This is a genomic window from Caulobacter sp. LARHSG274, assembly GCF_052871235.1.
This window is the reverse complement of record NZ_JBIXJO010000001.1, coordinates 462695-477362: the sequence shown is the minus strand read 5'-3', so window position 1 is coordinate 477362 and position 14668 is coordinate 462695. Positions and strand designations below refer to the sequence as shown.

Genomic DNA, 14668 nt, shown 5'->3' with positions numbered 1-14668 from the left:
GGAGGCGGGAGGATCCGGATGGACCTTCAGTCTTCCGGTCGGACGGCGGGAACACCCCCGCGGAGCCGAAAGACGAACGCCACAGGCGCGGGCTGAAATCGCCCGCGCGGTCCGGACGGGGTCGCTTCCCCTCCGCCCGCCGGGGGCCTCCATCGGAGCGGGTTAAAAATCCGCGATCCGAAGGCTTCCGTCCACCGGCCGCGCGGAGCGCCCGTGACGTGTCGAAACGGTACTCTCCAAATACAATTCCGGGCATGGCCCGGGCGCTCCGCCGCCTCCCCAGCCCCGCCGGCCTTCGCCGGCGGTCGGCGCCGACCCGTGCCTGCCAGGCCGACGATCGCGCGCCCTCTCGCAACCCCCTTGATGGAGACTTCCGATGGCCAAGCCGAAACCGCCCGTTCCTGCGCCCGCTTCCGCCAATATCGACGCCGCCGACCTGGCCGGCCGCGATCCCGAGAGCCTGACCGACGCCGAGCTCGAAGCCCGCTACGCCGCCGTCAACGCCGCCCGCCGGCGGGCCTTCCAGCTGGCGCTGCTGCGCAATGCCGAGACCATGCTGGCCGACATCAACGCGTCGCTGGAGCGCGACCGGCGCGGCTAGGATCCTTCTTCCCTTGGCCGTCAGAATCCTTCTCCCCTTGCGGGAGAAGGAAACGGCTATTTCTTCAACCGCCCGATCAGCGCCCCCGCCCCCGGGGATTGGCCGTGGCGGGCCCGGCGGGTAAGGACAAGTTCAGCCCAGGTTTCGGCGCGCCGATCCGCGGAATGGAGAACCCGCATGACCTCCCCGAAGATCATCCCGGCCCTGGCCGCCGCTCTCGCCGCCCTGGCTCTGGCCGGCGCCGCCCAGGCCGGCGCGCCCAAGGCCTGCGCCATTCCCGCCGACGTCGTCCCGGCCCCGGCCGAGGTTCCGCCCGCCGACCAGATCCACCGCGACGTGCCGACCGCGGCCTATCTGCTGGCTCTGTTCTGGTCGCCCGAGGCCTGCCGGGCCGGGGCCCCGGAGTCGGACAAGGCCATCCAGTGCGAGGCCAACCGCTTCGGCTTTACGGTCCATGGCCTGTGGCCCAACGGACCCGACAAGGTCCATCCCCGCTATTGCCGCGACAGCCCGCCCCTGAGCCTCGCCACAGTCAAGGCCAATCTGTGCATGACCCCGTCGCCCTGGCTGCTGCAGCACGAGTGGCAGGCGCACGGCACCTGCCAATGGGAGACGCCGGAGGCCTATTTCGCCCAGGAACGGGCGGTGCGCTCGGCGCTGAACGTGCCCGACCTCAAGCCCGGCCCGAACGGGACAATGACCGCCGGCCAGGTGCGTCAGGCCTTCCTGAAGCGCAACCGCGGCCTCAGCCGAGATGGCCTCAACGTGCGGGTCAACAAGGACAACCGCCTGACCGAGGTGTGGGTCTGCATGGACCTGAAGTTCAAGCCGGCCGCCTGCCGGGGCGGCAACGGCACGCCGGATCCGGTGACGATCCGGGTGACGCCGAAGGGCTAGGGCGGCCGCCGCCCTGCGACCATGCACCACAGGTATCTGCGAACGAACGTCATCAACTTATTAGCGATGCGGCGGGATTCTGGCTTCTGATTACAAAGCCGGGGATTTGAACCATGGGCGCCGACGTCGTCGTTCTGAATGTTGTCGAACGGCGTTCCGACGCCCTCGGTCCGGCCGAAGCGGCGCTGCGCGTGACCCTGAGCGACGCGCCGGTGCCGATCGTGCTGATGGACCTGGACCTGCGGCCGCTGCTGTTCAGCCGCGGATGGTTCGAGGCCGGCATGACCTCGCCGGGACCCCAGCGGCGGGCTCCCAAAACCCTCCCCTTCGGCGACGTCTTCGCCGCCGGCGCGCGCCGCTGCCGCGAGACCGGTCTCACCCAGCACTGCCGGGTCGAGATCCCGGCCAAGGGCGGGCGTTCCCCGCGCTGGTTCAGCTTCGAATTCCGGCCCTGGCCCAGCGAAGGCTCGGCGATCCAGCGGATCGCCGCTTCGGGTCGCGAGGTGACCGAGGCGGTCCTGGCCATGCGCGACGCCGACGAGGCCCGGCTGCGGCTGGCCGAACAGAACGACCGCTTCGACGCCGCGCTCAGCAACATGCCGCACGGCCTGTGCATGTTCGACGCGGACAAGCGGCTGATCCTCTGCAACCTGGCCTATCGCCGGCTCTATGAGATGCCCGACGCCCTGGCCCAGCCGGGCACGCACCTGGACGCCATCCTCGAGCACCGCCAGTCGATCGGCAAAGGCCCCAGGAGCTTCTCGGCCTTCTACGCGGTCACGGTCGAGGCGGCCCTGAGCGGGGCGGCGGCGACGCGGGACGTCGAACTGACCGACGGCCGCACCATCCGCATCACCCACAATCCGATCGCCACCGGCGGCTATGTCGCCACCCACGAGGACGTCACCGAGGCGATCCGAGCCGCCGCCCAGATCGAGTTTCTGGCCTTCCGCGATCCCCTGACCGGCCTGCCCAATCGCGCGGCCTTCCAGCGCGCCTATGACGACGCGGTGGCCGCCGGCGAACAGTCCGGCGAGATGTTCGGCCTGATCATGCTCGACGTCGACCATTTCAAGGACGTCAACGACACCATGGGCCACGACGCCGGCGACGCGCTGCTGCAGGCGCTGGCCACCCAGCTCAAGCGGGCCTTCCGGCGCAGCGACACGGTCGCCCGGCTCGGCGGCGACGAGTTCGCCATCGTCCTGCGCGAGCTGAAGGGCGAAAACGACCTGACCCGGCCGATCGCGGTGCTGCAGGACCTGCTGCGGACGCCGATCGAGCACGCCGGCCAGAGCTTCACCATCTGCGCCAGCATCGGCGCGGCGGTGCATGCCGACCCCCAGGCCGATCCCAACCACCTGCTCAAGAACGCCGACGTGGCGCTCTACAAGGCCAAGACGGACGGCCGCAATCGCAGCGTGCTGTTCGCGCCGGCCATGCGCACTCAGGTGGAGCAGCGCGTCGAGCTGCTGCGCGAGGTCCGCCTGGCGATCGCCCAGGGCGAGTTCGAGATGTTCTACCAGCCGGTGGTCGACCTGGCCGCCAACAGCGTCGCCGGCTTCGAGGCCCTGATGCGCTGGCGTCACCCCGAACAGGGAATCCTGCCCCCGGCGGCGTTCATGGCGGCGCTCGAGGACAGCGACCTGTCGCTGCAGCTGGGCGACGTCGCCTTCGACGGGGCCCTGGGCCAGATGCGCGCCTGGATCGACCAGGGCGTGGACTTCGGCCGGGTGGCGATCAACGTCTCCGCGGCCCAGTTCCGCTCCGGACGGCTGGCGGCCGAGATCGAGGCCAAGCTCAAGCACTGGAACGTGCCGCCCGACCGGCTGACCATCGAGGTCACCGAAAACGTTTATATGGGCTGGGGCTCGGACGTGGTCAGCCAGACCGTCAAGCGGCTGCACGACGCCGGGGTGCTGATCGCCCTGGACGACTTCGGCACCGGCTATGCCTCGCTGGCCAACCTGACCCAGTTCCCGATCGACCGGCTGAAGATCGACAAGTCCTTCGTCCAGAACCAGAAGGACGACGCCATCGTCCGGGCCGTGATCAACCTGGGCTCCAGCATGGGCATGAAGGTCGTGGCCGAGGGGGTCGAGCGGCCCGACCAGTTGGCGGCCCTGCAGGAATACGGCTGCGACCAGGTCCAGGGCTATCACTTCGCCAAGCCGATGCCGGCGGCCGAGGTGGCCGCGTTCATCGACGGGTTTTCACAGCGCGGCTGAGGCGGTCGTCGCTATCGACTCGACGAGATGTTTCTGGAAGCTTTGACTACCGTAGCGAGTATGCTCATATCGTTCGGTCGGCGCGAAAACCATAAGAAGCTTGCGCCGATCTGCGGGCGGGGGCGGGTGCATGGCGCGACGTCGGGACGGAGTCGGCAGGCGTTGGAGTTTACGGCTGGGACGGCGGCTGGCGGTTTCGACCGCCCTGGCCCTGAGCCCGGCCTTGCTGGCCGCCGCAACGGCGGCCCCGACGCGGGCGGCGATGGACGCCGGCCAGGGCCGGGGCGAGCTGATGAACCTGGCGAGCCTGTCGATCGAGGAGCTGGCCAATGTCGAGGTCTCCTCGGTCTCGAAGTCGGCCCAGCCGCTGAGCGAGGCCCCGGCGGCCATCTATGTCATCACCCACGAAGACGTCATGCGTTCGGGCGCCACCGAGTTGGGCGACATCCTGCGCCTGGCCCCCAACCTGCAGGTGGCGCGGATCACCGCCGCCGTCTACGGCGTCTCGTCGCGCGGCTTCAACAGCGCCGCCGCCGAGAAGCTGCTGGTCCTGATCGACGGGCGCAGCGTCTACACCCCGTTCTCGCACGGGGTGTTCTGGAACGCCCAGCACGTGCCGCCCGAGGACATCGAGCGGATCGAGGTGATCAGCGGGCCGGGCGCCAGCCTGTGGGGGGCCAACGCGGTCAACGGCGTGATCAACATCGTCACCCGCCGTTCGGGCGAGGCCGAGGGCGGAACGTTGCGGGTGGGCGGCGGCGCGGTCGAGCGCCGGGCCAGCCTGCAATATGACGGACGGCTGGCCGAGGGCCTGACCTATCGCGTCTATGCCGACGTCGGCGACCACGACGACGGCGTCACCGCCACCGGCGCCGACGCCCGGGACGGCTGGCGCCGCCGCCAGGGCGGCTTTCGCCTCGACTGGGCGGCCGGCACCGACCTGGTCACCCTGGAGGGCGACGCCTATCGCGGCTTCGAGCACCTGCCGGCCTCGCCCGACCAGAAGGTCTCGGGCCACAACCTGGTCGCTCGCTGGACCCATCCGACGGGCGGCGGCGGGACCCTGCAGGTCCAGGCCTATTACGACCACCTGGAACGTTCCGTCCCAGGACAGTTCAACAACCGGCTGGACACCTACGACCTCGACGTCCAGCACAGCTTCACCCTGGGAAGCCGCCAGGAGATCGTCTGGGGCGGCGGCTACCGCGTCACCGACGACGACTTTCCCGTCGTCCCCGCCCCGCCCAACATCCAGTTCTTCGATCCGGTCGGCCGCCGCCAGACCCTGGGCAACCTGTTCGTCCAGGACGCCATCGCCCTGACGCCGGCGCTCAAGCTGACGCTGGGCCTGAAGGTCGAGGACGATCCCTATACCGGGCGCGAGCCCCTGCCGAGCGCGCGGCTGTCGTGGAAGGCCTCGGACGACACCCTGGTCTGGGCCGCGGTCTCGCGGGCGGTCCGGGCTCCGTCGCGGCTCGACCGCGACTTCGTCCAGCTGCTGGGCTCCACCCCGTTCCTGACCGGCCGGATCTTCCGGCCCGAGAAGCTGGTGGCCTACGAACTAGGCTATCGGGCCCAGCCGACCGCGCGCAGCTCGATCTCGATCTCGACCTTCTACAATGTCTATGACGACCTGCGCAGCTTCGAGCTGACCAACGGCGGCCTGCCGATCCTGTTCGCCAACGGAATGGAGGGCGAGACCTACGGCTTCGAGGCCTGGGGCGGCTACCAGGCCGCCGATTGGTGGCGGCTGTCGGGCGGCTACAGCCGGCTGCACAAGGACCTGAACTTCAAGCCGGGCAGCAGCCGCCTCACCGGGACCGACATCGCCGGGAATGATCCGGCCTATCAGGCGTCGCTGCGCTCGATGATGGACCTGAGCCACGGGGTCGCCGTCGACGTCGACCTGCGCCGGATCGGGGCGCTGCCGGCCCCAGCCTCGCCGGCCTATACCGAACTGGGCGCCCGGGTCCGCTGGGCGCTGTCGCGGTCGCTCGAACTGGCCGTCACCGGCGAGAATCTCCTGCGGCCCCGCCATCCGGAGTTCGGCCGGGCCGGCGGCGCCCTCCAGATAGGAACCGCCTCCGGCGTCGAGACCGGCCGCAGCATCTCCGTCGACGCCCAGTGGCGGTTCTGAGGCTTCCTCAGCTGGAGCGCCGCGACGGGCGGTAGCTGTCGATCTCGATGCCGTGGCGGCGCAGCTTGTCGTAGAAGGTCTTGCGCGGCGTGCGCAGCAACGCCATGGCCGTGCGGGCGTCGCCGTCGCAGGCCGCCAGGGTCTCGCGGATGACCATGGCCTCGTAGCGCTCGACCCGCTCGGCCAGTCCCTCGGCCTCGCCGGGGACGGCGCTGTCGGCGGTGGCGGCGGACGGCAGGCCCAGGACCACGCGCTCGGCGTAGTGGGCCAGTTCGCGGACATTGCCGGGCCAGTCGTGGCCGAGCAGGTGGTCGCGGACCACCGGCGTCAGGCGCGGGGCGGGGCGGCGGAACCGGGCGGCGGCCTCGGCCAGGAAGTGGCCGAACAGCATCGGCACGTCCTCGCGCCGCTCGCGCAGCGGCGGCACCACCAGGGTGACGACATTGAGCCGGTAATAGAGGTCGGCGCGGAACAGGCCCTCGCGCACCGGCTCGACCAGGTCGACCTTGCTGGCGGCGATGATCCGCAGGTCCAGGTGCCGGGGCTCGGCCGCGCCGACCGGCCAGATTTCGCGCTCCTCCACCACCCGCAGCAGCTTGGCCTGCATGGCCGGCGCCAGGCCCTCGACCTCGTCGAGGAACAGCACGCCGCGGTCGGCCCGCTCCAGGCGGCCGACGCTGGACCGCAGTCCGCCCGAGCCGGGGCCGGCCACCCCGAACAGCTCGGACTCGAACACCGTCTCGGGCAGGGCGGCGCAGTTGACCGTCACCATCGGCCGGTTGCGGCGCGGGCCGCCGCGATGCAGGGCCTGGGCGACCAGGGCCTTGCCGACCCCGGTCTCGCCCTGGATCAGCACGTCGACCTCGGCCTCGGCCAGCTGGGCGATGGTGGCGCGCAGGCGCTGCATGACCGGCGTCTCGCCCAGCAGCGGCGAGCCGGCCGGGGCCTGGACGGCCGCCTCTTCCAGCCGGCGATTGTCGAGCACCAGGCCGCGCTTCTCCAGGGCCCGGCCGACGGCGGCGGTCAGCCGGTCCATCGGGAAGGGCTTGGAGACGAAGTCGTAGACCCCGTCGCGCAGGGCGGCCACGGCCATGGCCACGTCGCCGTGGCCGGTGATCAGCAACACCGGAATGTCCGGGTCGATGGCCTGGATGCGCTGGAACAGCGCCAGCCCGTCCATGCCCGGCATGCGCACGTCGGAGACCACCACCCCCGGAAAGTCCCGCGACAGCGCCTTCAACGCCGCCGGGCCGTTGTCGAAGGCGGCGACCTCGAAGCCGGTCAGCTGCAGGCCCTGCACCGCCGCCGTCCGCAGGGCGTCGTCGTCGTCGACGAACAGGACCTTGCCCGAGGCGGCGGTCATGGAGCCGCCTTGCGCAGGGTCAGGGTGAAGGTCGCGCCTTCGCCGGGGGTCGAGGCGGCGGTCAGCTGGCCGCCGAAACCGACGGCGATGTCGCGGGCGATGACCAGGCCCAGGCCCAGGCCCTGGGGCTTGGTGGTCAGGAACGGCGTGAACAGGCCGCGCTCGACCTCCGGGGCCAGGCCCGGGCCGTTGTCGCCGACCGTGATCTCCACCGTCTCGCCCTTGTCGCGCACGGCCAGGGTGACGACCCCGTGCGGGCGCTTCTCCACCGCCTCGAAGGCGTTCTGCAGCAGGTTGACCAGCACCTGCTCCAGCCGGATCCGCTCGCCCAGCACGCTCAGGCCGGGCGCGGCGTCGTCGCGGACCAGCCGGGCGTCGTGGCGGCGCGAGCGGCTGGCGGTCAGCAGCACCGAGCCGTCGATCACCTCCGACACCAGGGTCGGCTCGACCCGGCCGTCGGCCTTGCGCGAGAAGGCCCGCAGCTCGTCGGTGATGCGGCCGATCCGCTCGGTCATGGCGGTGATCGCCGTCAGGTTCTGGCGCGCGGCGTCCGCCTGGCCGCGGCCGATCAGCACCAGGCCGTTGTCGGCGTTGGCGCGGATGGCGGCGACCGGCTGGTTGATCTCGTGGGCGACGCCGGCGGCGATCTGGCCCAGCGAGGCCAGCTTGTTGGCCTGGACCAGGTCGGCCTGCAGGGCCCGCAGCCGGGTCTCGGTGCGCTGGCGCTCATCGACCTCGTGCGACAGGGCGCGGTTGGCCTGGGTCAGCTCGAAGGTCCGGGCCTCGACCCGCCGCTCCAGCTCCAGCCGCGCCTCGCGCTCGCGCTGGGCGGCCAGCCGCACCCGGCGGCGGCGGATCCACAGCCAGGCCAGCAGCACGCTGAGCAGGGTCCAGACCAGGGCGGTGATCCACCGCGCCGCGGCCGCGGCCTGGTCGGCGGCGGTGGTGGCGGTCAGCAGGTGCAGGGTCCAGCCGGGGGCGACCTCGGCCAGCCGGGTCTCGATCTGAGAGTCAGGGCGGGCGACGTCGGTGCGCACGACGCGGCCGTCGCCCCGGGACCGCAGCGGCAGCGGGGCGAAGGTCGCCGCGCCGAACTGGCCCTGGGCCCGCAGCGCTGCGCGGGCGGCGTCCGGCAGCGGCTGACGGGCCCGGAACCGCCAGTCCGGCTGGCTGGTGATCAGCACCAGGCCGCGACGGTCGGTGACGAAGGCCGGCTCGCCGATCGCCCGCCAGGCCGTCTCGACGCCGTCGAACTCCAGCTTGACGACGACGACGCCCAGCGGTCCCGCCGCCCCATCCACCCGCCGGGCCAGGTAGAGGCCGGGCTTGCGGCTGACCGTGCCCAGGGCGAACTGCTCGGCGTAGCCGTGGCGCAGGGCCTGGGTGAAATAAGGGCGGAAGCCGTAATCGGAGCCCACGAAGCTGGTCGGCTGGCGCCAGTTGCTGGCCGCCACGGTCACGCCGTCGGCCCCGATGACATAGACCGCCGCGGCGCGGGCCTGGACGCCCAGGGCCTCCAGCTTGCGCGACAGGGCCTGCAGCCGCGCTGGGGAGCGCTCGGCCAGGGCCGTCTCCAGGTCGGCGTCGTCGGCCAGGACCAGGGGCAGGGCCCGCTGCTTGTCGAGTTCGCTGCGCAGCACCGCCGCGTGCAGGGCCGCCGAGGCCGCGGCCCGCGACCGCAGGGTGGCCATGGCGCGGTCCTGCACCAGCGCCCCGACCGCCCAGGCCAGCCCCGCCCCGACGACCGCCGCCGCCAGGGCCAGGCCGAGCACTCGCCTGCGCCAGGCCGGCGTCGCCGATGTCGCGGATGGGTCCAGGGCGGCCTCCATGATCCGTGTCACATACCACACAATCGCGATTATCGGTGAGCGATATGCGACACAGATTTCACACCGTCACCACGGTGGGAACTGCAAAAAGCTCATAATGATCAAAGCACTATCCAAATGTGAAGAAAATTCTGAGCCCGAACGGTGGAATGGCCGCACTCTAGGACCAAGCGCCGAGCCTTCAGAGATGCGCGAGGAAACCAGCCAGGAGCCCGCCGATGACCCCGCAGATCCCCTCCACCGCCGCTCCGCCGCGCCCGGGCCGCTGGTACACGCACCTCTATGTGCAGGTGTTGATCGCCATCACCGCCGGGGCCCTGATCGGCCACTTCTATCCGCACTTCGGCGAGTCCCTGAAGCCGCTGGGCGACGCCTTCATCAAGCTGGTGAAGATGGTCATCGCCCCGGTGATCTTCCTGACCGTGGTCACCGGCATCGCCGGCATGCGCGATCTGGGCAAGTTCGGCCGCGTGGTGCTGAAAGCCTTCGTCTACTTCTTCACCTTCTCCACCCTGGCCCTGATCCTGGGCATGATCGTCGCCAATGTCGTCCACCCCGGGGCCGGCATGAACATCGACCCGGCCAGCCTGCACAGCGACAAGGTCGCCGACTATGCGGCCAAGGCCCACGAGACCACGGTGGTCGGCTTCCTGAGCAACATCATCCCGGCCACGGTCACCGGCGCCTTCGCCGACGGCGACATCCTGCAGGTGCTGTTCTTCTCGATCCTGTTCGGCGTCGCCCTGGCCCTGGTCGGCGACAAGGGCCAGCCGGTGGTCGACCTGCTGGAGTCGATCGCCCACGCCTTCTTCCGCCTGGTCGGCATCCTGATGAAGGCCGCGCCGATCGGCGCCTTCGGGGCCTTCGCCTTCACGATCGGCAAGTACGGCATCGGCTCGGTGATCAACCTGGCCGCCCTGGTCGGGACCTTCTACGCCACCTCGCTGGTGTTCGTGCTGGTGGTCCTGGGCGCGGTGGCGCGGTTCAACGGCTTCTCGATCCTGCGCCTGATCCGCTACCTGAAGAGCGAGCTGCTGCTGGTGCTGGGCACCAGTTCCTCGGAATCGGCCCTGCCCAGCCTGATCGACAAGCTGGAGCGGGCCGGCTGCGCCAAGCCGGTCGTCGGGCTGGTGGTGCCGACCGGCTATTCCTTCAACCTCGACGGCACCAACATCTACATGACCCTGGCGGCGCTGTTCATCGCCCAGGCCACCGGCGTCCACCTGTCGCTGGGCGACCAGCTGCTGCTGCTGGGCGTGGCCATGCTGAGCTCCAAGGGCGCGGCCGGCGTCACCGGCGCCGGCTTCATCACTCTGGCGGCGACCCTGTCGGTGGTGCCCTCGGTGCCGGTGGCCGGCATGGCCCTCATCCTCGGCGTCGACCGCTTCATGTCCGAATGCCGGGCCCTGACCAACTTCATGGGCAACGCGGTGGCGACCATCGTCGTCAGCCGCTGGGAGAACGCCCTGGACAAGGACCTGCTGGACGCCGCCCTGGCCGGCCATCCGGTCCCGTCCGACGTCGAGCCGACGCCCGACCCGGTCACTATCGCGGCCGAATAGCCGGTCCCCACACCTGGAGGTCGCTGCGGCGGCCTCCCTTCCCATTCCGATCCTGACCACCGTCGTCCGGCGCCCGGCGCCGAAGAGGGGGAGATTCCATCATGCGCGTCCTTTTCGCCACCACGGCCCTCGTCGCAGCCAGCCTCGCCGGCGCGGCCCAGGCCGAAGACCCCGATCTCGCCGCCCTGAAGGCGCAGATCCAGGCGCTGCAGGCCCGGCTCGACGTGCTCGAGCGCCAGGCCGCGACCCCGGCGCCCGCCGCCGCGCCAGCCCCGGCCGCCGCGCCGATCCAGACCCTGCCGGCCAAGCCGGCGGCCGATCCGATCCGCTGGGAGAACTCGCCGCGCTTCACCGACGCCTCGGGCGCGACCTTCAAGCTCCGCGGGCGGATGTCGCTGGACGCGGTGGACTCCACCACCGAGCGCGACGGCCTGGCCGACTACCACGCCCGCCAGTTCCGGGCCCGCCAGCTGTTCCTCGGCGTCGAGGGCCAGACCGGCCGCTGGGCCTATCGCCTGGAAGGCGGCGCGGTCAGCGGCGGCGCCTGGGGCTGGGACGACGCCATCATCGAATACAAGCTGAGCAACCAGACCTCGCTGCTGGCCGGCAACCAGAAGGCCGCCTCGCTGGAGGGCCTGACCTCGTTCAAGTCGATCACCTTCATGGAGCGCGGCGCCTATGGCGACCTGATCGACGCCGGCTACACCCTGGCCCTGGAGGCGGTGCGGACCGGCCCCAACTGGTCGCTGTGGGCGGCCCTGCAGGGCGACAGCATCAACAAGACCGACGTGACTGGCGGCTTCGATCCCAACCAGGCGGTCGAGCGGTCGGGCGCGACGGTGCGCGCCACCTGGTCGCCGAAACTGTCGCCAGACGACCGCCTGCACCTGGGGGCCTGGGCGCGGCGGCGCGACCGCGGCGGCGAGACCGGCTTCACCTATTCGGCGGGCGCCAACACCGCCTTCCGGCCGCAGATGGCGTCGGGCGCGACCCTGCTGAGCACCGGCGCGGTCGGCGACGGCGACACCACCCTGGGCCTGGAAGCGGCCTGGATCCACCGCGCCGTGTCGCTGCAGGCCGAAGCCGCCCGGATCAAGGTCGACCGCATCGCCACGAGCCTGAGCCCGGCCCTGGGCGGGCCCAACTTCGACATCGTCACCGCCTACGCCGCCGCCAGCTGGTTCCCGACCGGCGAGACGCGGCCCTACAATCCCAACGGCTCGTTCGGCCGGATCAAGGTGGTCCACCCGCTCGACAAGGGCGGCCTGGGGGCGTTGGAGCTGGCGGCCCGTTACGACTATGCCGACCTCAGCGACATGGCGGCCAATACGGCCGTCGCCCCGGCGCTGCAGACCGGCCTGGCCACGGCCGGGATCTACCGCGCCGTCACGCTGGGGGCCAACTGGTATCCCTACAGCTATGTCCGGCTGACGGGGAACCTGACCCGCGCCAAGATCGACAACCGCAACCTCGCCGGGGCGGAACTCGACGCCGACGTCACCGTGGCCCAGGCCCGGCTGCAGGTGGAGTTCTAGGCGACCCGCGGCGGCGGGCCCCTGGCTTCGGCTAGTGATCCGCCGCCCGGGCCAGCTTCCAGCGGATCTTGGCGCCCTTCTCGGGCCGCACCTGGCTTTTCAGCACGATCGTGCCGGCCTGACGGGCATGGCCGTGGTCGAAGTGCGGCGAGGGGGCGATGGCCACGTCGACGGCGTCGTTGCGCAGCCACCAGCCGACATTGGACGGACCCTTGATCAGCACGCTCTTGCCGTCGCGGGCCAGGGAGGCGCGGGCGTCGGGGTGGAGGTGGAAGCTGATCATGAACGGCAGGTAGCGGCGCGGGCCGTCGGTGCGGGCGGCGGCCATCGGGACCAGGCTGTCCTCGCCGCGCAGCTCGTCGGCCTTGAGGTCGAGATAGAGCCGACGGGCGTGGGTCAGGCCCAGGCGCCGCCAGCCGTCGTGGGCCAGGTCCAGCCACACCCCGGCGTCGCCGTCGTGGCGCTTGACCTCGACCTGGGTCGCGCCGTCCACCAGCCAGGGCCCCAGGGCCCGGGCCCGCCAGCCCGACAGCGGCCGCCCGGCCGAGCCGTCGCCGACCGAGGCCGTCGAGGCCGCGTCCGACAGGCGGAAGGCGTTGGCGCCCATGGCCTCCGGGCTCCAGCCGCAGCTGGTGATCAGCCGGTCCTTGCCGCAGACGATCTCGACGGCGGCCGGCTGGGCGCAGGCGGCGACGCTGAGCCGGCCGGTGGCCGGCGGCCCGGCGTCGGCCATCACCTGGATGCTGGCGCCCTGCATCTTCTGGTAGCCGACATGCGGCGCGCTCTGCGGCGGACGCGGGCCGCCCTCGTCATGGGCCAGGGCGGCGGCGATCCGGCGCGGCTCGACCGCCTCGCCGCCCTGGAAGGCGGCCAGATGACCGTCGGCCAGGGTGAAGAACCGCGCCGCCGAGCTCAGGCGGTCGATGGCCCGGGTCAGGGCTTCCGGCGCGGGCCGGCCGCGCTGGCCCACGGCGTCGTCCAGGGTCAGAAGATCGAACAGCAGCTCCAGCCCGGCCTGGGGCGAGCGGCTGGCATGGCCGCCGTCGGCCAGCACGATCGCCTCCAGCTCGGCCGTGACCCGCTTGAGGCCGGTCGCCATCAGCCGGTTGCTGGCCTTGCCGGTCAGGGTGCAGCCGGCGATGGTCACCACCACGGCCCGCTCCAGCCGGCGCTGGGGGGCGTCGGAGGCCTTGAGCAACTGGCGGGCCCCGCGGGCGATGTCCAGGGCCATGGCCGAGATCTCGGCGTCGGAGGCTTGGGCGGCCAGGGCCTTGGCGGCGCAGGCCAGGTGGAAGGTGCGGCGCTCCAGGGCCTCGCCGCTCCAGGAGAATTCGTTCCAGGTCCCGAACACCCGACGCCAATCCTGGATCAGCCTCAGGGCCAGGCGCGGCGCGCCGGGTCCGGCCGCCAACAGGTGCGGCAGCCAGTCGAAGCCGTGCAGGGCGACGGCGAACCGCCGGGTCGGGCTGGGCTGGTCGAAGGGGTCGCCGGCCTCGCCCAGGCGCAGCGTCGCGCCTTCCAGGGTCATCACCCCGTCCAGCAGCTGGCGGCCGCGTTCGAGGTCGATAGGTCGGGGATCGTGCGGATGGGCGGCCAGGCCGACCGGGCGCGGACGGCTGATCAGGGCCCGGTGCGGCGGCGAGCCGAACCATTCGCGTTCGAGGTGGCGGCGGGCCGCGGCGCCGAACGCCTTGAGAAACAGGCCGCGGGGCCGGGCGCGGCCACGGGCCTGGCTTCCGCCGGCGAGGGCGGAGGTCCTGGGCGCGGAACCGGTCGCGGGGGCCCCGTCCATGTCGCTGGATCAGCCCCCCTTCAGGGCGCGGATGTTGTCGGCATAGGCGGCGGGGCCGCCCTTGAACACCGCCGAGCCGGCGACCAGGGCGGTCGCGCCGGCCGCCACGCACTGGGGCGCGGTGGCCGGGGTGACGCCGCCGTCGACTTCGATGACGATGTCCAGGCCCTGGGCGTCGACCAGCCGGCGCAGGGCCTCGACCTTGCGCAGCTGGCCGGGAATGAAGCTCTGGCCGCCGAAGCCGGGATTGACGCTCATCACCAGCAGCAGGTCGACGTCCTCCAGGATCCATTCGACATGGTCGATCGAGGTCGAGGGATTGAACACCACCCCGGCCTTGGCGCCCAGCTGGCGGATGCGCTTGAGCGAGCGATGCAGGTGGGGGCCGGCCTCGGGATGGATGCTGATCAGGTCGGCGCCGGCCTCGCGAAAGGCGTCCAGATAGGGGTCGGCCGGGCTGATCATCAGGTGCACGTCGAAGGGGATCTTGGCGTGCGGCCGGATGGCTTTGACGATGTCCGGACCCAGGGTGATGTTGGGCACGAAATGGCCGTCCATCACGTCGACATGCACCCAGTCGGCGCCGGCCGCCTCGATGGCGGCGACTTCCTCGCCCAGCTTGGCGAAGTCGGAGGCGAGAATGGACGGGGCGATCAGCGGCGCGGTCATGTCCATGGCTTAGCGGGCTTGGCCTCGCGCGACAAGCGAGCCCGTTGTCACGCGG

At 71.5% G+C, this 14668-nt stretch carries 10 protein-coding genes; 6 read left to right on the top strand and 4 right to left on the bottom strand.

Features of this window, described 5'->3' with window-relative positions:
• Nucleotides 1-376: 376 nt before the first annotated feature.
• The 4 genes from ACIPQB_RS02210 to ACIPQB_RS02195 all read left to right on the top strand — a co-directional run bounded on the left by ACIPQB_RS02210 (nucleotide 377) and on the right by ACIPQB_RS02195 (nucleotide 5863).
• Nucleotides 377-601 (top strand): hypothetical protein, encoded by a 225-nt coding sequence (locus ACIPQB_RS02210; RefSeq protein WP_446483559.1) that lies wholly within the window; start codon nucleotides 377-379, stop codon nucleotides 599-601.
• Nucleotides 602-778: 177 nt separating this feature from the next.
• The gene (locus ACIPQB_RS02205; protein WP_446483558.1) at nucleotides 779-1498 is read left to right on the top strand and encodes a ribonuclease T2; all 720 of its coding nucleotides are present in this window, start codon (nucleotides 779-781) and stop codon (nucleotides 1496-1498) included.
• A 113-nt stretch (nucleotides 1499-1611) separates the two neighbouring features.
• Nucleotides 1612-3726 carry a putative bifunctional diguanylate cyclase/phosphodiesterase gene (locus ACIPQB_RS02200; RefSeq protein WP_446483557.1) on the top strand — a complete coding sequence of 705 codons (2115 nt, stop codon included), beginning with the start codon at nucleotides 1612-1614 and terminating at the stop codon, nucleotides 3724-3726.
• A gap of 130 nt (nucleotides 3727-3856) precedes the next feature.
• Entirely contained in the window at nucleotides 3857-5863 is a 2007-nt protein-coding gene (locus ACIPQB_RS02195) for a TonB-dependent receptor plug domain-containing protein (RefSeq protein WP_446483556.1), read from the top strand.
• Between the two features lie 7 nt (nucleotides 5864-5870).
• Here ACIPQB_RS02195 and ACIPQB_RS02190 read toward each other — a convergent pair whose 3' ends face one another.
• Both ACIPQB_RS02190 and ACIPQB_RS02185 read right to left on the bottom strand, forming a co-directional pair.
• The gene (locus ACIPQB_RS02190) at nucleotides 5871-7226 is read right to left on the bottom strand and encodes a sigma-54-dependent transcriptional regulator (RefSeq protein ID WP_446483555.1); all 1356 of its coding nucleotides are present in this window, start codon (nucleotides 7224-7226) and stop codon (nucleotides 5871-5873) included.
• Nucleotides 7223-9055 (bottom strand): sensor histidine kinase, encoded by a 1833-nt coding sequence (locus tag ACIPQB_RS02185; protein WP_446483554.1) that lies wholly within the window; start codon nucleotides 9053-9055, stop codon nucleotides 7223-7225. Before ACIPQB_RS02185 ends, ACIPQB_RS02190 begins: the two co-directional genes overlap by 4 nt.
• Nucleotides 9056-9273: 218 nt before the next feature.
• Between ACIPQB_RS02185 and ACIPQB_RS02180 the strand changes: the two genes are divergently transcribed.
• Nucleotides 9274-10617, top strand: coding sequence for a dicarboxylate/amino acid:cation symporter (locus ACIPQB_RS02180; protein WP_446483553.1), 1344 nt, complete (start codon nucleotides 9274-9276; stop codon nucleotides 10615-10617).
• Between the two features lie 101 nt (nucleotides 10618-10718).
• Complete coding sequence (locus ACIPQB_RS02175; RefSeq protein ID WP_446483552.1) at nucleotides 10719-12152, top strand: OprO/OprP family phosphate-selective porin; 1434 nt, start codon at nucleotides 10719-10721, stop codon at nucleotides 12150-12152.
• Nucleotides 12153-12183: 31 nt separating this feature from the next.
• On the opposite strand, the gene ACIPQB_RS02170 is transcribed toward ACIPQB_RS02175, so the two are convergent.
• Nucleotides 12184-13944 carry a heparinase II/III family protein gene (locus tag ACIPQB_RS02170; protein ID WP_446483551.1) on the bottom strand — a complete coding sequence of 587 codons (1761 nt, stop codon included), beginning with the start codon at nucleotides 13942-13944 and terminating at the stop codon, nucleotides 12184-12186.
• Between the two features lie 9 nt (nucleotides 13945-13953).
• A complete protein-coding gene (gene rpe / locus ACIPQB_RS02165) occupies nucleotides 13954-14613 on the bottom strand; it encodes a ribulose-phosphate 3-epimerase (protein ID WP_446483550.1) in 660 nt (219 codons plus the stop codon).
• Between the last annotated feature and the right edge of the window lie 55 nt (nucleotides 14614-14668).

Bases quoted from the DNA above. Each gene is read 5' to 3' on its own strand.
- ACIPQB_RS02205 (WP_446483558.1), top strand. From the start codon at position 779: ATGACCTCCCCGAAGATCATCCCGGCCCTGGCCGCCGCTCTCGCCGCC.
- ACIPQB_RS02175 (WP_446483552.1), top strand. From the start codon at position 10,719: ATGCGCGTCCTTTTCGCCACCACGGCCCTCGTCGCAGCCAGCCTCGCC.
- ACIPQB_RS02180 (WP_446483553.1), top strand. From the start codon at position 9,274: ATGACCCCGCAGATCCCCTCCACCGCCGCTCCGCCGCGCCCGGGCCGC.
- ACIPQB_RS02170 (WP_446483551.1), bottom strand. From the start codon at position 13,944: ATGGACGGGGCCCCCGCGACCGGTTCCGCGCCCAGGACCTCCGCCCTC.
- ACIPQB_RS02210 (WP_446483559.1), top strand. From the start codon at position 377: ATGGCCAAGCCGAAACCGCCCGTTCCTGCGCCCGCTTCCGCCAATATC.
- ACIPQB_RS02185 (WP_446483554.1), bottom strand. From the start codon at position 9,055: ATGGAGGCCGCCCTGGACCCATCCGCGACATCGGCGACGCCGGCCTGG.
- ACIPQB_RS02190 (WP_446483555.1), bottom strand. From the start codon at position 7,226: ATGACCGCCGCCTCGGGCAAGGTCCTGTTCGTCGACGACGACGACGCC.
- ACIPQB_RS02200 (WP_446483557.1), top strand. From the start codon at position 1,612: ATGGGCGCCGACGTCGTCGTTCTGAATGTTGTCGAACGGCGTTCCGAC.
- rpe (WP_446483550.1), bottom strand. From the start codon at position 14,613: ATGACCGCGCCGCTGATCGCCCCGTCCATTCTCGCCTCCGACTTCGCC.
- ACIPQB_RS02195 (WP_446483556.1), top strand. From the start codon at position 3,857: ATGGCGCGACGTCGGGACGGAGTCGGCAGGCGTTGGAGTTTACGGCTG.